The organism is Spirosoma sp. 209 (assembly GCF_002006735.1).
In the GTDB taxonomy this organism is placed as follows: Bacteria; Bacteroidota; Bacteroidia; order Cytophagales; family Spirosomataceae; genus Spirosoma; species Spirosoma sordidisoli.
The window spans coordinates 140,268-161,745 of record NZ_MVEC01000002.1 but is presented as its reverse complement, the minus strand read 5'-3'; the positions used below and the strand labels follow the sequence as shown (position 1 = coordinate 161,745).

Genomic DNA, 21,478 nt, shown 5'->3' with positions numbered 1-21,478 from the left:
GGCAACCTAGGCTGAACCGGGGGCGGACTGGGAGGGAGTGGCCGTGGAATTGACTGGGGTTCTTCGGGCTGATTCAGATCCAGTTGATCCAGTCGGTCCAAGGCCAATCCAATGGCTAAGATACCGTCCTGCCAGGGCTTGAGCAGGGAGTAGTACTCCCGCCCGGTGGTGGGCGAGTGATAAATCTCTTCCTGAGCGAGGCCTGATGAGAGAACTTGGCTGTAGGCTTGGAATAGGCCTTGCCGGGCATCCTCGCGAAACAACTCCCAAAAGGAAGCTCCCTGATACCAGTTTTGTAAAGCCGGGATGTCAAGGGTAGCATGGTGGTTGAACGAACACACCTCAAAATTGACGAGCTCTCCCTGCTGGTTACGAATGGCCCGCGAGTGCATAACCCCAAATGGGAGGACGTATGGTTGGTCTTGCCAGATAAACGATGACGCAGGTGCAGCCATTAAGACACGTACAGGATGAAGAGAGGTATAAAGTTATAAGAAAGTAAACAAGTAGTAGACATAGATGCTATTAATTATACGTAATATAAGCTATAGGTAAGTGCCATAGAATGATATTAGTAGTAAGGTCTATAGATTAAGGCTATTTTTGTGCATTGATAAAGTCTCTGCTGGTTTTACTCTACGTCCCGTGAAACGTCAATTTGCTTTGCCTGCCCAACCTCGTTTTGAGGAACTTGTCGCGCGCTACGTGGAGCGTATCCGCAGGGCGTATGAGTTACCTGCTGATTATCCAGGATTCGAAAAACTCCATGAGTTGGCTTCACCACAGGTAACGGGGCCTTCACCAGACGTTGACGAACCACCCCATTCCTGAACTGCGGTCTTATTAAATGATTAAGCGGCAGGTAAAGCGTATGGGTTGATGTCTAGATAAACCATACAAAATGACAGTTGAAGAGGCCGGGATCGGCTGTCTATAGAGCCGCTGGCAGTTCCCTTGTCACTGGCACGTGTTATGGGCTAATTTTCCTGGCTACAGGAATTGTGTATTCATGAGGCTGCTCCACAGCCCAAAGTAGCCTACCGGTTGCAGTAGTATTGTAAGCAATTGATTGAGCAACTTTTTTCAAACGCTCACGACCCGAGACTTTTTTTACTACCGGTTAGTATATACCCCTTTATTTCAAGACGATCATTCATTCATAAAAACGTGAATGCTTTATATTTCGGCTAGGAACGCAGGAGTGCCACTGCGGACCGCTCAGCGAAGCAGCGGTAAATTATCGACAGCCAACCCGCCGTTTCCCGGATTGGCATTACTGGTTTGTTTCTGTCCGTAGGCTTACGGCTTAGATTGACGAGTTAACCGAGATTATACTTGTTCTATATCCACTAACCAACGCTTACTCATGCCCCAAAAACTACGTAGCTATCTGGCGCTATCAGGCTTTCTGTTTTTGATTCTTGGTTGCTCCAAAAAAGAGATCAGTAACCCGGTACCACCGGCGCAGACGGCTTACTTCGTAGCGCTCACAGACCCCCAAGTCAACAAAAATGTAAAGGTTTTTGCCAGTGGTCCCATTGTCGACGAGATAAGCAACGTATCGCCTACGCAGCTTACCTTCAAAAAAGGGAGCCCGGCCGCTCAACCCCTTATTGTGGGTGATATCATTGTCTCGGATACCTCGAAGGTATTTCCCTACGGCACCCTGAGAAAAATTGTGAGCCGCAGCGAAAACGCCACTGGTATCACCTTTACAACCGAAGCGGCTTCCCTGAATGATGTGTTCGCCAGTGGGTCTATACACATTGAGCATGAACTGTCCAATCAGTCGGTGAAAGCGGTCAGAGGCGGCCGGCCGGGAGCCATCGAGCCCGTGGATATGTCTCTTTCGTACAAGTTCACCGATAACATCATCCTGAAAGGCTCGGGGTCGGCGAAGCCTAAATTTACCTTTGATTGGCAAAAGCAACCCAATTCGCTGGAACCCAGTTACGCCAAGATGACTCTTGATTTGGATACAGAATACTACGTTGGGTTGTCGTTTGCGGCCGACACCTATGACGACGAAAAGTTGCTAAAGGGGTTTGACTTCGGGGTGCAACGAACCATCGCCTTTGGGGTGCCCATTGCCTTCCGGCTGGAGCTGAATTTATACGGCCGAATCAAAGTGACCAATCCGGTTGATCTGAGCTTTGGATTTGAGGGAACCAAGAACTTTCACATGGCCGGAATATACAAGGATGGCGATTGGAAAAGTGAAACCAGCTCTACCGATTTGACCGTCAACTTTAAACCGCCGTTCCAGGTCAAGCAGGCCGGGGAAGTGAAACTGAGCTTTTTAAAGCCTGTCGTTGAGATTCATCCCTATGACATTGACGGCATAGCGCTATATCTGGGGGTAGATCTGGGGTCAGAGGCAAAATTTGATTGCCAAACCAAACGCTACAATGGAGATGTCTATTTGAAGGGAATATTGGGAGCGAAAACTAACTTCAATTATTTCCTGGGGGCCTTCAAGTTTAAGCAGAATTCTGATACGTATTTAGACGTTGATATAGCCAAGAAAAGCCTGGGGAGCGGAACTATCCTTTGTGATCAGCCGCAAATATCAGGCAAAATAGATTTAACTAGGGAGAAAATACAGTACAGCGATGACTATCAGTACGTTTTGACGTTTAATGTAGTGGGCCTTCCTAGACTGGAAGATGATAGATTTTATTATTATGCTCAGATAAAGGGGCCTAAGGGAACCGTGCAGAATGTGTATTTATCAAAGCCTCCCTTTGAAATTACCGTAAGCAACAAAATAGAAATATCCCCGCTTATGGGGTCGGGCAACTATACAGTGCAGTTACAGGTATTTCCCAAGAGCGTCGCGGGCTTTCTTCCAGGGTCTTATGGGGGAGGTTACGGAGGCAGTTGTTGTGGCCCCTGTTATCAGAACGAGTTTGCACTCGGTACCATATCATTCGACGAAAAAGGACAGCCCCTGCCCAATTTCTCAACCTCGGTAGTGATCCCCAAGACCAACTACTATATCTGCAATCCCTAGCCGTGGCCAGGGCCGTTGCCGCGCCAACGCACCAAACCCGTTATGGTAAGGTCAGTGCTGGTTTACCAGGAAGAATTGCCTGAGAAAAAAGTAACCGTAGGAAAGGGTAGCTGAGCAACCCAACCAGGCTACTTTATCCAACGCGAAAGCCGGTCAAACTGATCGGCTTTCGCGTTGGATAAAGAATGATGCTTTCTAGCCGATGCAGAATTTCCCAGCGTTCAACTAAGCTCTTTACAGTCGATTGGAGGTTTTGATATAGTCGATAAGTTCGGTTTCCTGCTTGAAGAGGTGATAGTTCAGTTCAACCGGGCGGCTGGAGAGGTTGTTTATATCCTGCCGTAGCGTTTGTAGCTCCGCGACCAGGGCGCTCAATTCCAGCCCCTGATGGTCCCTGCTCCCCCGACTATTATCGGCCGCTGGCGGGATAGCCCCCTGAGTAGGTGACAAAGCCGCATAATTGCCCGTTCGCTGCATGGCATCCAGCATCCGGGCAAAATCGGCCACCACCGGATGCTGCAGGGCGCGGTTGCTAATCACAAACTCGCGGCCGGCTTCACCGGCTATATAGGACCTACGGCCCATGTTGAATAGGGTAGGCCCATCGGTAAAACCCGCTGGTCCGGCCGATCCCGGATACAGTTCCTCTAGGCCGGTATAACCGCCATCCGCTTTCGCGGCAATTTCAGTGGCGCCCTGGGCGGCAATGGCCGCAATGGCCGAGCCGGCCTGAATTTTAGCCGTCAGGATCGATTTGGCTAGGTAAGCTTCCCGGACACCGGGGGGCATGGCCATCACCGAGGGGCTGGCGGCCAGGCCCACAATCTGCCGCTGCATGTCGATTATAACCTGCGCAATGGCGAAGGCTTTCTGAGCCGCCAGGGCCACCTTGTAGGCCCGGGTGCCTTCTTTCAAAAAGGCTTTTAGCAACGTAGTACCCTGCAGATAGGCGTCGCGCTTGGCGTCGGCGAGGGCCCACTCGGCCTGCTTCATGCGCTCGGCGGCATCGTATTCGGTCTGGGCCCGCAGGTGCACCTGGGCATTCCAGTTCTCGGTCAGCTGGCGCTGGGTGTCAGTGACCTCCTGAGCGAAGGTTTGCTGGAGAAGGAGTTTCTGCTCCAGAAAGCGCTGCTCGCTTTCAAGCTCGAGCTGGCGGGCTTCGGCTTCCCCGATTTTTTTGGTGGCCAGATCCAGGCCAATCCGGGTTTGATCCCCCGCCCGGGTTTGCTCGGCTTCGCCCAGGGCTGCGGTATAGCCCAGCTTATTGTCCCGCTCGGCCTGCCTACGGGCCGACTCGTCGAGAAGCTCCTGCCGGCGCCGTTCGATCTCGGCGAACTCGACCAGGCTCAGCCGCTGAATCTCGTCGATTTTATCCTGATGATCTTTGGCCAGCTCATACATCCGGGTGTACTTCTCGGCGAAGGCGGCTACCTCCCGTTCGTAGTCGGACGCTTCGCCTTCGGCGATTCGCTGCCGGCTGTCGCCGAGTAGTTTCTCCAGTTCGTCGGCATCGCGTTTGGCATCGGCTTTCTGTTTAGAAGCCGCAGCCCGGCGGTCGTCCTCGCTGACAATCGTCGTGCTTGCCCCGCCATCCCGGCCCGGAGCAGGTCGCTCGTAGCGCTGGATTTGATTCAGGATGGTATCGTACTGTTTAAGCTCGTTGGTTAGGCCCGAGATGCCTCCTTCGAACTGCTGGCGAACGGCCAGCACGTTGGCCAGTCCCTGCTCCATAAGGTTCTTGGGAACGGCGGCCATGTTGCCCCCGGCTTTAATGACTGCCCATAGCTTTTGCCACAGACTGGGCTCCAGGGCGAGCATCTCCATTTCTTTCGCGCGCGCCTTCATCCGGCTCAGGCGGGCCTCCAGATCCAGGCGGGCGATAGCCACGTTTTTGACGTACTCGGCCCGCTCGGCCTGGCTCATGGCCGTGTAGTCCTGCAGCTGCTCGTTGAGTTTATCCAGGGTCCGGGTTTGTACCTCGGTCAGCAGCGTCATATCCCGCTGCAGGCGCAGCTTCTCCCGTTCCAGCCGCAAGGCCTGCTCGGTATTGTCCGAATAGGTTTTTACGGCGTAGGCCAGGGCGGCCAGCCCGGTCAGAACGACCCCGATTGGATTGGCAATCAGGATCGCGTTAAACGCCGTCCAGGCGGTGCGGGCGAGCGTTACGGCCGCCGTTTGCAGGGTAATCTGGCCGGTGAGTACCTGGGTGGTCAGGGCATACGCTTTAGTAGCCGTTTCGGTGATTACCAGCCAGCGAAACCCCAGTTCATAAGCAGCCCGCCGGTAGAGCTCGGCGGTCGTGTGGGCGACGGTGGCTGCGGTGGCTTTCAGGGTGGCCCCGTAGTAAGCTACCGTGGCTAGCATCAGTCCGTAGAAATAGTCCTTCATGCCGCTCAGAAAGGCCCCGGCCTGGGGCAACGCCCGGGTAAAGAGGACCAAATTGTGCAGGGCCGATACCAGAAACTGCTGCAGGGCTTCGCTGGTCAGCAGGCTGTTGAACCACTCGTTGAGTTCCTTTAAGTCCCGGGCCAGCTGGTGGTTCTTTTTTGTGAACTCCTCGGTCAGACTGGTGCCTTCGGCCATCGCTTTGGCCGCCAGATCCTGCTTCTCTTTAACGAAGCCCGTCTGATCAGCCAGCAGACTCATCACTTTGATGCTTTCCTGGCTTTCGACCTTGAGTTCTTTCAGCCGCTGGGCGACGGCGGCTGGTGCCATGCCTTCAAAACTGCGGGCCAGCGTCATCAAAAACTCGTTCGGGCTGGTGTTGATCAGCTGCTCGAGGGCGACTTTGCTCAGGCCCAGGTGCTGGGCAAACAACTCACTTCGATTGGCGGCCGTGAGCATAAGCCCTGTCAGACCGGACGAGGCAATCTCGGCCGACAGACCCAGCTCCTGCAGGGCGGCTCCCAGTCCCATGGTTTCGGCGAGTTTGGGCGCCAGCGCGCCCAGCTGGCCCATGCGGGTGGTGAACTCGGCGACGACGGCGGAGGTGGCCGATCCGGCGGCACCGAGTTCGTTGAGAGCCGAACCAACATCGTTGATCACCTGACCGGCGGGTAGATTGCGGGTTTCGGCAAAGAGTTTACCAATGCCCCCCAGCGATTTGGCCACCTCGTCGACGCCCCCCGAAAACTCGTCGCCGAGCGCGACGACGGCCTGGTCGACGTTCTCGACAAACTCGACCAGTTCGGCGTTGGGCACGCCCAGCTGACCGCCGGCAATGGCTATTTCGCGCAGCTCCTGGTTGGTCGTGCGGGTGTCGATGGCCTTGAGCTCCTGGTTGAGTTTCTGCACGCCTGCCGCGCTCAGGTTGGTTGCCTTTTCGATGTCGGCAAACGTATCCTTGAGCTTTAGGGTCCGATCGATCGTCGAGGGAATCAGGGCCACTAGCGATTGCAGGGCGGCCGTGATCACGTTGCCGCCCACGACACCGACGGCGACCTGGGCCATTTCTTTCTTAAAGCGGCCCCAGGCGGTGGTCGTGTCGTCGATGCGCTGGCGCATCTGCTTCTGGGCGGCCAGCATCTTATGATACTCGGCCAGTTTGGCTTTGTAGAATTCGGGGTTGTCGGCTTCCTTGAGCTTGAGCAGGGCCGACCGCTGGCGGGTGACCTCCAGGGTAATTTCTTTGAGGTTGGTTTTAGCCTGCTGGCCGTTGATCACCAGATCAATGACGGCCCGCTCGGTCTGGGTTTTTGCCACGGCAGTTGCGGGTTAAGCGTTGCCGCGGGTGACGTGTCGCGTGTAAGGCGTGTGTTAGAGTCGGAGCTCAATGCGCGTACTGAGGGCGCTTTCCAGAGTCTCCAGGGGAATATCAATATGGTGCTGCACCAGCAGCTCGCGGAGCCGGTGCGTTTCGTAGCCTTTCCGGCGGCTGTACCAGCGCACCGGGATCCGGGTTCGTTTCTCGCCGTTGGCCCGAACCCGCTGGTAGGTAGCCAGGGCGGAATCGGTTCCCTTGCCCACGCCCATGTCGACAAAGCGGCCGTACTGCAGAAAGCTGATCTGACTGCCCCGTACGTCGTCACCGGCCCCGATCAGGGCCATGTGCCAGTTGTTGCGCAGCTGATACGTCCGGCTGAGTGTTCGGCGCCAGCGGGCCCGTTTTCGCCCGTAGAGTTTTTGGTTTAGATCCTCGCGGAATCGGTCGACGGTAATGCGCTGCCATGCCTGCACCAGTCCTTTCAGATTGATCCGTTTGTTGATATCAAGATCGTCGTAGCTCATAGCAGGGTATAGCCGTCGCCCGGATCGAGCTGGATGGTTCGTTCGAAAATGCTGATGCGCCGATCGGGTCCGTACACATTCTGGGTCGCTACAAAATCAGTCGTGACTATCGTCTGGTGGGTATTGACGACATAGGTCGTCACGTATTCTTCCCCTTCCAGCACGCCGGCCATCCCCGGCATCCGCTGACGCAGGTTAACGGGTAGACCCGACGGAATAAAGGGCTGCGTGCGGCCCGAATCGCTCCAGCAGCGCACGGTGACCGATTGTTTCCAGACGGGGTAGGTGCCGCTGGCGGGGGAAGGTACCGGCAGCGGCTGGGCTACCTTGGGGCCCAGAACGATGTCTACCCAGACAACCGGATCATCAAACTCGCCCGGCAAATCCAGACCGCTGGGCAGGCTTAACACCTCCAGCTTGACAATGGCCAGCCCGTCGGGGCCTGGACTCTCGGCCTGGACCTTACTGATTAAGTAGGACCGCCGAATGTGATCGTCCAGGCTCAGACTGACCGTGCCGTGCAGGGGGAGCGCGCTGAGCACACTTACCGGCAGGAGCAGTTTCTGGGTGATTGGCCGGGTCTGGTTGCGGAAATAAACGTAGTTCCGCAGCGCCCGGCGCCACAGCCCGTACCGGCCGGACAGCATACAGGCGTCCGTCCCGACGATCTGCTGCCGGCCGTCCCGCACGTCGGGCGTGCCCAGCGGGTGGGGGCGACCGGTCGAGTCCTGGGTCATACCCCGGTAGCTGAGCAGCTTTAGCCCCACCGGGTTCCGTATCTTCCCGGTCTCATCGAGGTAGTGCTCACTGGCCTTGTAGGCCTCGTCGAGCAGGTTGCCGGGCTGACGGACGATGGGCACAAACCAGCGACCGGCCGCGCTGGCGGGGCTGTTTTTAGGGGCTAGTGTGGAGGCTTCGTAGCTGAGCTGGGTAGTGCCCACGCGCAGGTTGAGCAGCTGCTGGCCATCCCCGATTGTCAGGGGGGCGGGCTGCAAGAGTTCCCCTTTCTCCGTTTTGTAGAGGGAATCGGCGGAGTCTACATAGTCAATCACCCGGTAGCCTTTGCCAAACGGGTCAGTACAGTCGTAAGGTCCCGACTGATAGGGGGTCAGATCCAGCAGGGGCGGCTGGGCTACGCTGTCGACAAAGCGAACCAGGCGGCAAATTCGATCATTGGCATTAAAGGTGAACGCCAGCCCAAATCGTCCCTTGATCGCTTTCAAAAAATCTGAAACGCTCATGTCGGGCATGTGCTGGCCGGCCGTTACGGTATGGCCCACCAGCAGGGTGTTGATGCCGCCCGTCAGCAGCTGGCCACCCGTCCAGATGGGTAGGGCGGTCATGTTGACAATGACTAGCCGCTGCGCTTCCGGACTGGCCAGCCAGTCGGATTCCAGGCGAAAGCCGGCCAGGGCCATGATGCGCTCGAGTACCCAGCTCAAGTAAAAGAACGGCACCACGGGATACCCCCGGGTGAGGGCGAGCTGACCGGATTTTAGGGTATCGGTGCGGAAGCCGTACCCACCGCCCGTCAGCGCTTCCCAGGCATTGACGTAAGGTTGACGAACAAAACCCGGGACCTTGACTGCATCCAGCGCGCTCTCGAAAAAGCCGTCATTCCGAATGGGGAAAAACGTGAGCGGAAATTGACCCGGCGGCATCTCGGCGATCTGCCGCAGGCGGGTGGCAATCGGTATGGTTTGGCCACTAATCAGCCCGTCGCCCAAATTGATGCGGTCGGGTAGGGCCTCCAGCAGGGTGAGATTGCGGATTCGGTCGTAAAACTCGGCGGAGTCGAGTTTGAGAAAACCCGTCAGCTTGCCACCCTGCAGCCGGTAGCCGAACCGGCAGCGCCGGTACAGCACCCCCTGCATTTCAACACGGACCGCCAGCTCGCCGAGGGGCCGGGCTGCGTCAGGTCGATACCCAAACCGGACGAATCGCCGGTTGTGGTCGTTCAAGGGAGCCTGGATCGGGTACGAGAATTCCGCCGGCAGTTCATCATCACTGAGCCAGGCAACGGCCTGCTCCGTGATGACTTCCTGACCGGGATCGAGTTGCAGGGCTTCACCCTGATCGTTGGTGATGGCGATCATGGGTTAGAATTGAATGTTGAGGGCGTTCAGGTCATCCCGCACCGCCTGAAATATTTTCAGGTTGCCACCGTCATTCGGATGGATGCCGTCCGTAGTGTCAAGCGCAGGATTGAAACAGGTGCGCGTGGAGCCAATCCAGATAATGTTCGGATCACCCACGCTGGCCACGGCGGCTGCCATTTGTGGACTGAGCGTGGCCAGGCCAGCTTCGAGGGCCGCATTCGTAACCGGGAAGGGGGCCAGCACCAGCATTTTCGCCGTGGGCGCCTTTCGCTGTTTGTGGCGGATCATGTCGACCAGATCCGCCACGGTTTTGCTGTCGGGAACGTTGGTAGATTTATTATTTACCCCGTGCTCGTAGACCCATACCCCGGTTTTGGTGTCAAAATCATAGCGGTTATCGAACAGGCGGAAATTATCATGGTCGGTAGTTGTCGAGCCACTGACCGACTTGTTGATCCGCCGGATGTGGTAACCCCGTTCGTTGCGGAGCCAGTTGCGAAACAACATGGACCACATCGTTTTGTAGTTCGACGCCCCCGAGCCCGCACTAATAGAGGTGCCGATGATCGGCATGATATGCGGGGCGGAGTAATCGTTATCGCAATCGATCAGCCAGCCATTACCGCTCCCCGATATGTGGGCATTAATCGTTGGCGCAACGGTTACCGACAGCGGAGCCGAGTTAGTGCCTGGCGCTAGGATGGCCGTGGTCGTTGCGGTTATTGTGCCGCTCGCCACCGAGGTAGACCAGCCCGATCCGCTGACGGCCACCAGCCGGACCCCGGTCGGCAGTACGTCAGTCAGCGTCGTCGTCCCAGTCAGTGAGGTACTGGTCGAGTTGGTAACGCTGACCGAATAGCTGAACGCCTGATTGGCCAGGGGCGTGAGGGTTGGATTTTTCGTTGTGACCAGCCCGGTCGAGCCATTCACGGCTGATGCCACCATCAGCAGCGGGTCGGCCTCGCTCATGGAGATGATATTAACCCCATAGGGGCCCATACCCGGCCGTATTACCGATCCGACGTTGATAACGACCGAACCCGATGGCCCACCTACAACCTGGCTGTTGAACTGCACGGCCGTGTTGCCCACGGCATAATAACCAAACCCGCCCTTCAGCCGCACCTGTCGGGTAGCCGACAGCGTTACACTTTTTAGATAGTACGCGTAACCGGGCGGAATCGGCTGAATGGTGCCCACGGACTGCCCGCCTTGCGTATTGAGCCCCGACCAGACAAAGCCGGTCGCTTCAAAACCAGTCGGGCCCGGGACGCCTTCGCGGTAGCAGCGCTGCTCAAAATCGTCGTTAGCCTGGTTAACCGATCCGGCTACCTGCAGCGATGAATTGGTAATTTTGGTGGGAAACCCCTCGATAGTCTGCGCGTGAGCGGTGTACGAAAGAAACGTGAGTAAACTGAGGATAAGCGTTTTCATTATCTGGAGATTAAAGGAGATACAGAGTAGGTGGAGCCGTCCCAATAGGTGACACTACGGCCAAAGCGCTCGTCGTTGGTGATCAGATAGATGGTGGGCCTGCCGGCGACTGATAGCGCCTGCGCGGCCTCGAACGTGGTCACCGCGACGATATCTGGCTTTTTGGCATCAGCCTGGGCCTTCGTATACACGTCGCCCGTATTCGCTTTCAGGCCGATCGACAACATCATATTCGACTTGTCGACGTTGTAGCTGCTCAGATCCACCTTGCCGGCCGACAGAGAGCTGATCTTCGTGGTCTGTCCGGCATCGATGCTGGCCTGACTGGCCAGGAAAGCGCTGTAGATATCCGAATCCAATTTGGTAGGCAGCGTGGCGCTGACGGCCGCGATCGAGGTGCTGAGGGGCAACAGATCCGCCCGGGTCAGGTTGCTAACGTTGACGGGCTGGATCTGCCCCTGGGTAGCAACGTTCCGGTTAGCCGCAACGAACTGAATGTAATCGGCCCAGACTACCGTCTGCTCGACGCGAATCTCCAGCCAGATCTGAGAAGGCTGCTGTTGCGTTTGTGAACTTGTCCAATTAATTGAGAAGGTCTGTCCGTTTCGCGTGATACCGGGCTGCAAATAGTCTGGTAATACTGTGCCAACCGGAAAGTTCTTAGCCCGGACGGTTACGGCAACCGGATCACCCTGGAGGGTGCCCGTCAGGCTGGCCGGCGAACTCGGGTAGAGCTGGATGGGTCTGGCTGCCAGGGTCAGCGGCAGGTTACTCTGGGCCAGCGTCGAGCCAGCCCAGAGCAGCATGAGAAGCGTTACGTAGGTACGCATTATTGATTGTCTAAATTGCGGTAGCTGATCCATTTGATGTGCCACTGATCGTTCTGCAGCGGGATGAGGCCACTCCCGTAGTTGCCGCGCTTGATACTGACCTCCATGCCCAGATCCCCCGACCAGTTCGGCACATTCGTCAGGTCGATATCGATCGTCCGCAGCTGCCCGTCGGCATTGATCGAGAGCGGATGGGTGAACTCCTGGGCGCCTTTCTTCCAGCGCAGGTAGATCGAGTTCGAGCCCTGAAACGACGCCCGGAGGTAGACGTGCTTGTGCACATCCGCGTTGATCCAGCGTTCGGGCAGGGTGATATCGAAGTCGCGCCCCCCGTTTTCGTTGTCGGTCGCCGGGGTCACCGTAATGCCGTCGACGATGTTTTTTTCGAGCTGATCGTAGGCGTTGTACAGCGTGCAGCCAAACCGGCTCTTTTTGCCCTGATCGAAGCGAACTTCGAAGGTGCCGGGCCAGCGCGGCTGGTTGTAGAGCCAGATCCGGGCGGCCGCTTCGCTCGGAAATTCGCCCAGCGCCACGTCGAAATCATACACCCCATCGCGATCGCACGACAGCATCGGGGCTGACGCGATATAAGCGGCCGGGAAGGTCGCGTTCGGCCCGTTGGGGTGCTCAGCCGCCACCACCCGGCCCGAGTGGGGCGTGTAGAGAATGATGACCCGGCCTGTACCCGGATTTTTGGCCAGGATAAAGGGCTCGGTCGAGAAGCGAGGGGGTTCGGCCGCCCCCGAGCTGGTAATGGGGTACGGAACCAGCGAGGCATTGGTGTAGGGCTTACCGGCGCAGTACCAGAACTCGGAATAGCTCGGGTGGACGTACGCGCAGGGCAGCTCCTGCTGGCGGGGGGTCGGGTAGTGACTGGCCTGAGGATCGTCGCGGAACATCGTCCAGCGCGAATGCCGCCGGACGGCCCGCGGTTCAGCCGGATCGAACTGCTGCCAGGTCTCCATGTACATTTTTCCCAGCACGCCGGTGCCATCCCCCCGGGGCGACGGTCTAAGCTCCCACTGCACCGGCTGCGTTTTGCTATACATCAGCCCGTTTTGTACCGAATGAATCAGCGTTTCCCCGTACTTGGGGTAATCGTCGATGTTGCCCCCCTGGACGGGGTTATAGCCGATGCCCACCGGGCTGAACGAGCTCAGCCCGGCTTCCGAGTACAGGCCTTCGCTCCAGGGGTGCAGGGCGACCCCGTTTGGAAAACCGTACATGGCATCCATCACCTGCCGACCGGCATCCTCCCGGCCGCTGTTCCACACCGGTGAGTTGATCAAATTGAGGTTGCTGCCGGCCACCGATAGCCAGTCGAGCACCGACCCCACGCGCACGTTGATGCCCGCCTTGATCACTCCATTATCAATAAAACTGCGCCAGGGCGACGCACTGGGGCGGGCCGTTTCGGGCTGGGCCGTATAGCTGCTGTTGGCTGCGTAAATCCCCCCGTACCCCTCAAAGCCGGCTGTCGTTGCCGTTCCCGAGTTACAGGTCGTGCAGACCGGGGCGCTGGGCGTCGAGGCAATGGCGACCAGCGTGCGCCGGGCCAGCTCGCGGTGGCCCGCATCGTTGGGATGGCGCTGCACCCCGTTGCCCGTCTGATCGACGTAGTACCCTGGATTACTCCAGAAATCAGCCACGTCGACCAGCGACAGGCCCAGCTCACTGGCCACCCCGTTGATGACGCTCGTCACCGCAGCCTGATTCCAGACCGAATTGGTCAGAACGACCCGCGCGGAGGGGTTGCCCGAGCGCAGTTTAGCCAGCAGCGCTTGGTAGTCCGCGCTGAGGTTGGTCAGATCGGCAATATTTTCGGCCAGGTGCACGACGATGAGGTTCGCGCCCCAGGCCGCTACTTTGTTGAAGCGATCCAGATTGAACGTCCGGTGGTTCTGCTCCCAGTCCGAGCCGGTGGAGCCCGTGACCGAACCTCCGTCCCCTTCGAAGTCGACCAGGGTGCGCGCCTGCAGATTGGTGTTGACCGTTTTAAGCTCCCGGACCACCTGGGCCATAAAGGTTTTGTCGGGCGCAGACGCGGCCATCGCCCAGGCGTATTCCCACACCCCCGGCAGGTAGGGATGGTAGGTAATGCTGTTGCCCACAAACAACACCTTGGCGTAGGCCGGATAGGTGCAGCTGGGGCACAGCCGCTCGGGAGCCGTGTCGAGGTTGGTGGCCCCGATGTACTGGATCTCCAGCTGCTGGCCTTTCTGAATCAGCCCGCAGCAGCCCCGGTCGTTACCAATCTCGAAGCGGTGAATGATCCCCGTCCAGCCGGGGGCGCTGGCCAGGTTGACGGCGTAGGTGTGAAACTGACCATCATCCTGCACGTCGAAGTAGACCGTCTGGGCGGCATCATCGCGCTGACCCAGGGGATACTGCACCGAATTGCCGGCGTTGTTGGGATCAAAGCCCGACGGTTTCTGTCCCACCCGCAGCCAGGTTACCCGCAGCCGGTTGGGGGCGTTGGAGGCCCCCTTGGCGTACTTCATCCGGATGTAGAGGGTCGTAAAGTCAGCCGCCTTCCAGGCACCGGCCGGCGACTGCAGCGTCACCGTCGAGGCATGCGTGGTCGGGACGCCCCCGATCAGTTCGGTTTTTCCTTCAAACTTCGGATTCCAGTAATCGGAGTTGAAGGGCTCGCCTTTATCCGAAATACCGTCCAGGCCCACCCACCCGGCCCGGCCCGCGGCCCGGCTGAAGGTCCAGCTCGGCAGCGCCTGCCGGGGCAGGGCGTAGGCTGCTTCCCGGATGTCGGCCTCCGAGCCGATGACATAGCTATACTCGTGGTAGAAGGTCTGGTCGGCATCCAGGTGACTGTAGGGCCGGGCACCCATGTACATGAACCGATCACTGTACTCGCCGGACTCTCCGCCCAAATTTGTGTAATTCAGGTTGGCGTTGTACAGATCCGGCGAGACTAGCCCGATGTAGCCCCCCTCGGGTAGGTTAGCCGCTATCCAGGGTTCGCTGAGGGGAAAACTGGATATGGTCCAGCCAACGGCATCGGTGCTTGTCGTCGAGGCATTGGTAAAGGGTTGATTACCGTTGTAAAAGCGCGCTTCCGTCGCCGGCCAGATCATGGTGAACGGCGTCTCCTGCTCCCGGGCATCATAGAGCGTTTTATCGCCCCGGAAGTGGGTCACTTTCAGCCGGACGTCGACGCGCTTGTTGGTCACTTTCGCCCACCGCTCGACGTACATAGGCAGCAGCTGCAGCTGGTTGTGGGGCCAGCTGACGTACTGGGTTTTGGCGTAGAGCCAGCCGTCCGGGGTGATGCCCTTGACGAGCACCGGCCCCGCTTCCCCACTCACCCCACCCCCCAGGGGGTTATAGCCAATCTGCGCCCAGAAATTACCCTGATCAGCTGCGTAGTTGAGGGGCCCTGCGTAGCCGCAGTACGACTCGCACCGACCCTGATCGCGCCGGTTGATGGTGCTCACCCACTGGGTACCCACTTTGCGCTGGATCTGCAGGGTGGCCCCGAAGCCTTCGGCCAGCTCAATGCGGAGGTTACCCGACTCCTGGCGCAGAATCCCCTTGACGGGTATGTTGTAGGGGGGCACGATTTCCGTGCTGACCTCCGTCCAGTCGCTTGGCTGAGCGGGGGCCTGGTAGGCGAACGTACCCGAGCCGCAGGTGGTGCAGGCCGGTGGAGTGGTGGTGCCCCCCCCGCTAGAACCGGCCGCCGTAAACAGCGGAACCGGCGTGGCCGTCAGCGCGGGCGTAAAGACGTGCACGAAATCAGCCTGACCCGGTTTTTTAAAGGTCAGCCGAATCGGCACCGTAGGCACCGGCCCCAGCGTCCACTCGATGACAAAGGGAGCCTGGTTATTGAGTTGCCCCCAGGGGTAGTCGACGCCCGAGCTGAGGCTGGGGTTGTTGTCATTCTGCAGGGCCATCGCCACGCCATCGACGCGCTCGATGCGCAGGGTGATGCCGTTGCCGTCATCGCTCGGATCGCCCTGCACCTGCAGGTACTGACTCGACTGGGTGTACCGCGCGGCCAGCCAGCTGGGGCCGGTGGTCGTGCCGGTGCCGCAGGTGGTGCAGGTGGGCGGGCTGGTGTTGCTGCCCGACAGCACGATCCGCTGCGCGCCGGTACTGGGCGTAAACGTATAGGCGTAGGTAGCCGATCCACCCGCCTGCTCGGCCGTAATCCGGAGCGGTACCTGGGGCAGATTGACCGCCCACTGCCGGTCGTAGGGAGCCTGATTGTTGAGGGGTCCGTAGACGTAAAAGGTATTCGAGTTGATGGTAACGCCGTCCGGATTGGTGGTCGTGAAGGCCTGGTTATCCTGCCGCTCGAATTTCAGCCGGCCGATCTGGCCCGCCCCTTCCATGGTCAACAGCCCCCCGGTGTAGGAGTAGCGCATGCCGGTGATCCAGGAAGGAGCCGATACGCAGGTGCCACTGACGGGTATGGTGCCCCCGTGGGTGTAGGAAAAGGCGGTGCAGCCGCTGTTGACGGCCACAAAGAAGGCGTCTCTACCCGCTGGGTTGTCCGGGTAGACACTCATGTCGCGCCAGAGCTTGAACTTTTCGGTCGAGCCGTCCGCCCGCTCCCGTTTTACCTTCTGTTTCTTGAAGGACTGCGCCGAGCCGGTGAGCGTCAGGATCGACAGCAGCAGAATAAGTACTTTTTTCATGGTTCGTACAAGTGGGGTGGTAAGCAGGTTAGTCGATCAGATCCGGACCGTCGTCGGTGTCGGGTACGTAGGGGCCATCGGCCGTGGCCGCGCAGTTGCGGACCTGCCAGACCTTGCCCGAAGCCGGGGCGGGAGCGGCCAGCGTGGTCTGGGCCACCTGCTGGGCGTCGGTAAGCGCCCGAAACGCCGCTTCGGCCTGGGCGCAGGTGCCCTGACTGTAGGGCCAGTAGCGTTTCTGGCCCACCGGCCAGCCGGTCTTGGCGGCTACCGTGTTGGTTACTTCGAGGTAAAAAGCCATGGTTACGGAGCGGTATAGATGACCCGTACTTCACCGATGGCGAGGTTGGGCGCAGTGAACTGGAATTCGAGCAGATTGGTCGTTGTATCAGCTTTGCGGAGCCGGAAGGTGGTCGTGCCATTCAGGGCGGTGAGGTAATCGCCGGCCGACGCCCCGTATTCGTACTGGTACTGGAAGTTCTCAAAGCCATCCGGTCGTTCGTCGATGATATTGGACTCACCACTGTAACCGACCGGAAGCCACAGACCCAGGGACGACCACCAGCCTTCCATACCCAGATTGCCGCTGGTCGAGGCCGACCGCACCAAAAACATGGGGGTATCGTCCGGGGTGCGCCAAATGGCCACGCTGGTTATGCCGGGCGGTGTAGCCGCGGGCACGTAGCGCTCGGACAGGTTGGGAGCCGCTTCGAGCTGTATACCGGGCAGGGCGGTCTGGTTGGTCAGAAAGCCCCCACCCGTTCCCAGGTTGTCGTCGATCGGCGAATACACGATCAGCGCCTGCCGGGGCATCGCGTTGGGCAGGTTACTGATCTGCCCGTCGCTGAGCGTCGTTTGCCAGACCTGGATGTTGCGGAAGGCGTAGCCCTGGGCCGTCGATGGGGTGCCGTTGGTGCGGCCACCCCAGCTGAGAAAGGGCACCTCGATGCCCGCCGTCAGCGTACCGCTGCCGATGGCCACCTCATTGACGAACAGGCTGGCCACCCCGGAAATCGCGTTATAGCGCACGACGATCCGGTGCCAGGTGCCGATCGAGAGCGGAGTCTGGGTCGAGGCCAGCAGGGTTCCCGTCGCGTAGATCAGCTCCAGTCGCCGGTCGGCCTGGGCGATGCGCAGGCGCACACCCGGCTGGTCGTTATCGATCGAGTGCTGGGAGAACAGCGAGCGGAACAGCGTGGCCTGCTCACTATCGAAGCGCAGCTCGAAGGCGGTCGTGAAGGAGGCCATCGGCCGGGTCAGCTTGAAGGGTATCCCCTCCGAAACGGTCACCATACGACCAGCCTCGGTCGAGCGGTTCAGGGCGGGCATCATCGCGCTGACCTGCAGGTACTCCCGGGGCATGGTTTTGACGGCCTGCTGGTGGCCCAGATCGTTCCAGTGGATGTTGTCGGCGTTGATGGCCGGCAGGTAGCCGCCGGTACCGTCGTCGCCCAGGGCACCCACCCCCAGCACGTAGGCGGGCAGGGTGTTGATCTGCGCCCACTCCTGTTTGACCAGGCTGTACTGGGCGGGCGACAGGCCGGGCCGGGTAAGCGAGTCAATCATAATCGGAATGGCGCCCACCGCGCGGATCTTGTTGACCAGCTGCCCGTAATTGACAGTAAACGTGTCGTAGCCTACTACGTCGCCCTGCAGCGCATTGCTCCATTCGTTGCCCAGCGTGAGCCAGACGATGACGTAGTGGGGGTTGACCTCTTGCAGATCCTGATCGATGCGGTTGATCCACTGGCTGCTGTAGGAGCCGCCCACGGCGCGGTTGACGAACGAATGGGTGGCGCTGAGCGCGGTGGCCAGCTGCTGCATGGCTCCGTTGTTGCCAGGGGCGCTGTTCCCCACCGCGCTGGAGGAGCCCACCACCAGCACCCGTTTACGGGTATCGGCACCGGGGCGGTTCAGGGTGATCAGCACGTCGTCGGGCGTCGAGCCGTAGGCGTTGCTGCCCACCACGCGGATCGCGATGGTGTCGACGAAGGTGCTGGCCACGGTTAGTTTTCGGGTGGCGGGGTCATAGCTTAGCCCGTTGGGCAGCACCGCATTGGTGTTCTGGTCGATGATGCGGTATACATTCATACTGGTCGCATGGAGGAAATAATCGACCGGCAGCGTGTACTCATGGGCGTCGTTGTCACTGATGAGGATGTCGGCGATGGGGTTATGAAGAATAGGCGGAGCGCCACCGGGTTGTTCGGTGGGGCACGCGTCGGTGGTCTTGGGGCTATAGGTCAGGGCCGTGGCCGTACCGGCCACGCGCACGGTGATGGTCAGGGCCACGCCTGTGCGGAACTCGGCCGGGATGGTCCACTCGAAACCGTACTGGTTGAAGGAGCCGGTCTGTCCCAGGGCGGTGGCCACGTCGGGCCGGGGCTTGGTGGTGGACACGGTCGCCTGCTTGGTATCGCCCAGGTAGATATCGACGGACTGGGCCGCGTTGCGGTCGCTGTCGCGGCTCAGCCAGCCGGTTACCAGGTAACAGGTGTTGGTCTCGTGACTACCCCGGTAGCCGCCCGCCAGCAGGGGCGGACCGATCGGGTCAGGATCAGGGTCCGGATCGGGGTCAGTCGGCAGATCGACGTAGACGAATGCATCGACGAAGTGAGTACCGAATACCAGCACCGGTACCGGGGTGGTCGTGCCCCCATCGCCGGCCAGCGCCTGGTCGATATCGACGTAGTGGTTACCGAACACCAGGACCGAAACGGGGTCGGGATCGGGGTCAGTACCGCTGCCGCACCCCTGGGCCGTCAGTTTGGCGCACAGGGCCTGGATGGTGGCGGCATCGGCCGCGGCAATGAGCTGACCCAGCAGGCCGTTGAAGCCCGCAGCGCCCAGCACCTCGAGGGTTTTGGTCTGGGGATTGAAAACGACCAGGCGAAGCTCGGGAGCGCTTGCGGGCTCCAGTCCGGAAAAGACGACGCTTCCCGCCAGCTCGATATCGGCGTCGGTGTAGCCGTCCCGGCTGGCCACCTCATCGAGGGTATCACCAGCCCGGGGCATAGTCACGAACCGACGGCCCCGTTTGGCTTCGCCCACGTTACGGATCTCGATGAGGTACTCCTGACCCGGCACGAAGGGCTCCCCGTTCAGCTGGGCCGTAAAAAGAGGTTCGGTCTGCCAGGTCACTCCGTCGAGGCTGTACTCCCAACCGTCACCGAGTGGGCCTAAAATGCGTATACCGCCCATAGTTAAGCAGGTTCTAGGGCCGTGATCCAGGTTTTGACCCGGATCACGACGTCGTTATTGGTGAGGGTAGATTCAGCCAGCGCCCGCACCTCGTCAAGGGTCGGTACGTCTGACAAGCCGATGCCATCCCGGGTGTTGGGGATATTTTGCAGTTCGGCAAACTGTATGGGAATACTGGAGGGTCGGAAAATCATCCGGGCCGTCTGCTCGTTGAGAAAGCCCAGCGTGCGCGGATCGGGCCTGGCAGCCGCGATATCAAAGGTGTTGATTCGCTCGGGGGTCAGGCCACGCACCGCATTCGGTACGGTGTCATCGACCGATCGGATTAGGGTAGTCTGCTCGACGACTACCGTACCGCCCCCGGCCACGAAGCCGATGGGCGGGGCACCGTCGCCGGCTTCTTCTTCAGCTTCCGCCGTAAAAAAGTCATCCCGAAATAGGTAGGTGTACTCGAAGGTGTGGGCAAACAACGTGTCGCCATCCTTACCCTGTTTAATGGATTTGCTCAGGATTCCGATGGGCAGGGCCCGGCCGGTTTGCAGGCGAAACCGGTACGCCGACCGGTAGAAATCCGTCCACAACAGCAATTCGGCGGCCGGCCGAAACCCGGTAGTTACTTCAACCTGCTGCTGCAGCCCGACGTTGTAGTCGACAAACTGCCCGTCCTGTACAGTGTAGGCGTGCGGCAGGTAGCGTTCGGCCTGCTCATAGAACCGGGTTAATTCGGCCGATCCCTTGCCGGTGGTCGCCAGCGTGTCGACGACGCCCAGGCTGGTCAGGTAGGCGAAATAGCGCGTGTAGGGCTGATAATCGTAGTTGAGTACGTAGCGGTAGGTGACGCTGAGTGCGCTGCCGTTCCCGGCTGTACGGCGAACGCTGTATTCGGTCAGGTGTTTACCGGCTGGTACCAGCGCGAGCAGCTCCAGCTGCCGGGGGCCGACCGGGTAGGTAAGCTTTTCGCCTTTGGGCAGAGCGAGCTGAGTCGGCAACAGGTTGTCACGGCTTAGTGACGAGCCGTCGTCAAAGGTCAGCTCAACCGTTAAACGAGACTGATCCTGCTGCGGGCGGGTATTAACAAATGTCAGGTATTGCGGTTCATCAGGCCGGATATACCGCGTCAGCGAACCGAACCGCAGGGCCGTATCGAGGGCGGGGGTGCTACCGGTAAACTTGTAGAGTTCAAAGCCACTGCCGGCCCGGCCCGCAAAGTCAGCCCCGCCCAGATAAACGGTGCGGATGTCGTCGGCCTGCATGCGGCCGATCTGCAGCGGACTCCCCCAGGCTTCACCGTAAGCTAGAAAATACTTTCGTACCGAATAAACCGATCCAGACGGGTTTTGAAACGACCAGGTAGGCCAGTCGGGCGTTAGCAGGCTATGCAACACGCTGCCGGCGTCAAATTGGCACTCACCGGTTTCGTTGGTTTCGACGGGCGCGGAAAATACGCGGTCGAAATCCGCCGGACTGTCACCCGCCGAACCCGGCCGCAGCGCCCAGAGTTCAACGTACACGCCGTAGCGATCCCGCCGGATGGGGTCAGCCCCGGCTAGAATGGGCTCAAAACCGAGCTGAGCTGGCGCGGTGGGGGTTGGGGGGGCGACCAGTGACAGGGTATACGCTTCTCCGTGCTGGCGGGCGTTGAAGACGATACCCCGGTGGCTGCCGAAATCACTGGCTGTTGCGACAAAATCCTCGCGGAAGGGAAAGTACTCCTGGAAAAAGGGAGCCAGCACGTCGCGGGCGTAGTCGGCCGACCCGTCGCCGGCGGGGGCTTCATTAGGCAGCTGGGGGTTGTTGCGAAAGGTGATGGTTTGATTTTGCCCCCGCCAGCGCAGCTGGATGCGGGTGCCATCCGCCAGGGGCCCGCTGAAGCGTAGTACACCCCGGGCCGTGGCACCCCGGGTGAGGTACTGGCCTGATCCGAGAAAGTGAAAGGTGGTGCGCCCGCCCCGGGAAAAAGCCAGTGGATCGGGCGCGCTGATCAGGGTAACGGGCATAGCTCCGCGAAACTGCCCGCCC

The 21,478-nt window shown here is 59.5% G+C and carries 10 protein-coding genes; 1 reads left to right on the top strand and 9 read right to left on the bottom strand.

Features of this window, described 5'->3' with window-relative positions:
- Positions 1–1,366 precede the first annotated feature (1,366 nt).
- Positions 1,367–3,013 (top strand): hypothetical protein, encoded by a 1,647-nt coding sequence (locus B1C80_RS03885; RefSeq protein ID WP_077919752.1) that lies wholly within the window; start codon positions 1,367–1,369, stop codon positions 3,011–3,013.
- Between the two features lie 234 nt (positions 3,014–3,247).
- On the opposite strand, the gene B1C80_RS03880 is transcribed toward B1C80_RS03885, so the two are convergent.
- The 9 genes from B1C80_RS03880 to B1C80_RS03840 are packed head-to-tail and all read right to left on the bottom strand — an operon-like array spanning position 3,248 to position 21,456.
- On the bottom strand, positions 3,248–6,715 hold the full coding sequence (locus B1C80_RS03880) for a phage tail tape measure protein (RefSeq protein WP_077919751.1): 3,468 nt from the start codon (positions 6,713–6,715) through the stop codon (positions 3,248–3,250).
- 54 nt (positions 6,716–6,769) lie between these two features.
- Entirely contained in the window at positions 6,770–7,240 is a 471-nt protein-coding gene (locus B1C80_RS03875; RefSeq protein ID WP_077919750.1) for a hypothetical protein, read from the bottom strand.
- A complete protein-coding gene (locus B1C80_RS03870) occupies positions 7,237–9,336 on the bottom strand; it encodes a hypothetical protein (protein WP_077919749.1) in 2,100 nt (699 codons plus the stop codon). The genes B1C80_RS03875 and B1C80_RS03870 overlap by 4 nt, the downstream gene beginning before the upstream one ends.
- 3 nt (positions 9,337–9,339) lie before the next feature.
- Entirely contained in the window at positions 9,340–10,773 is a 1,434-nt protein-coding gene (locus tag B1C80_RS03865; RefSeq protein WP_077919748.1) for an SGNH/GDSL hydrolase family protein, read from the bottom strand.
- Positions 10,773–11,603: a hypothetical protein gene (locus B1C80_RS03860; protein WP_077919747.1), complete on the bottom strand. Its 831-nt coding sequence runs from the start codon at positions 11,601–11,603 to the stop codon at positions 10,773–10,775. Before B1C80_RS03860 ends, B1C80_RS03865 begins: the two co-directional genes overlap by 1 nt.
- Entirely contained in the window at positions 11,603–16,261 is a 4,659-nt protein-coding gene (locus tag B1C80_RS03855) for an SGNH/GDSL hydrolase family protein (protein ID WP_077919746.1), read from the bottom strand. Before B1C80_RS03855 ends, B1C80_RS03860 begins: the two co-directional genes overlap by 1 nt.
- 28 nt (positions 16,262–16,289) lie before the next feature.
- Entirely contained in the window at positions 16,290–16,559 is a 270-nt protein-coding gene (locus tag B1C80_RS03850; protein ID WP_077919745.1) for a hypothetical protein, read from the bottom strand.
- A 2-nt stretch (positions 16,560–16,561) separates the two neighbouring features.
- The gene (locus B1C80_RS03845) at positions 16,562–19,459 is read right to left on the bottom strand and encodes a hypothetical protein (protein ID WP_077919744.1); all 2,898 of its coding nucleotides are present in this window, start codon (positions 19,457–19,459) and stop codon (positions 16,562–16,564) included.
- Between the two features lie 2 nt (positions 19,460–19,461).
- Positions 19,462–21,456: a hypothetical protein gene (locus B1C80_RS03840; protein WP_077919743.1), complete on the bottom strand. Its 1,995-nt coding sequence runs from the start codon at positions 21,454–21,456 to the stop codon at positions 19,462–19,464.
- Positions 21,457–21,478: the final 22 nt, after the last annotated feature.

Excerpts from the sequence above, each read along its gene's own strand:
- B1C80_RS03885 (WP_077919752.1), top strand. The coding sequence starts at position 1,367 with ATGCCCCAAAAACTACGTAGCTATCTGGCGCTATCAGGCTTTCTGTTT.
- B1C80_RS03840 (WP_077919743.1), bottom strand. The coding sequence starts at position 21,456 with ATGCCCGTTACCCTGATCAGCGCGCCCGATCCACTGGCTTTTTCCCGG.
- B1C80_RS03855 (WP_077919746.1), bottom strand. The coding sequence starts at position 16,261 with ATGAAAAAAGTACTTATTCTGCTGCTGTCGATCCTGACGCTCACCGGC.
- B1C80_RS03845 (WP_077919744.1), bottom strand. The coding sequence starts at position 19,459 with ATGGGCGGTATACGCATTTTAGGCCCACTCGGTGACGGTTGGGAGTAC.
- B1C80_RS03865 (WP_077919748.1), bottom strand. The coding sequence starts at position 10,773 with ATGAAAACGCTTATCCTCAGTTTACTCACGTTTCTTTCGTACACCGCT.
- B1C80_RS03875 (WP_077919750.1), bottom strand. The coding sequence starts at position 7,240 with ATGAGCTACGACGATCTTGATATCAACAAACGGATCAATCTGAAAGGA.
- B1C80_RS03860 (WP_077919747.1), bottom strand. The coding sequence starts at position 11,603 with ATGCGTACCTACGTAACGCTTCTCATGCTGCTCTGGGCTGGCTCGACG.
- B1C80_RS03870 (WP_077919749.1), bottom strand. The coding sequence starts at position 9,336 with ATGATCGCCATCACCAACGATCAGGGTGAAGCCCTGCAACTCGATCCC.
- B1C80_RS03850 (WP_077919745.1), bottom strand. The coding sequence starts at position 16,559 with ATGGCTTTTTACCTCGAAGTAACCAACACGGTAGCCGCCAAGACCGGC.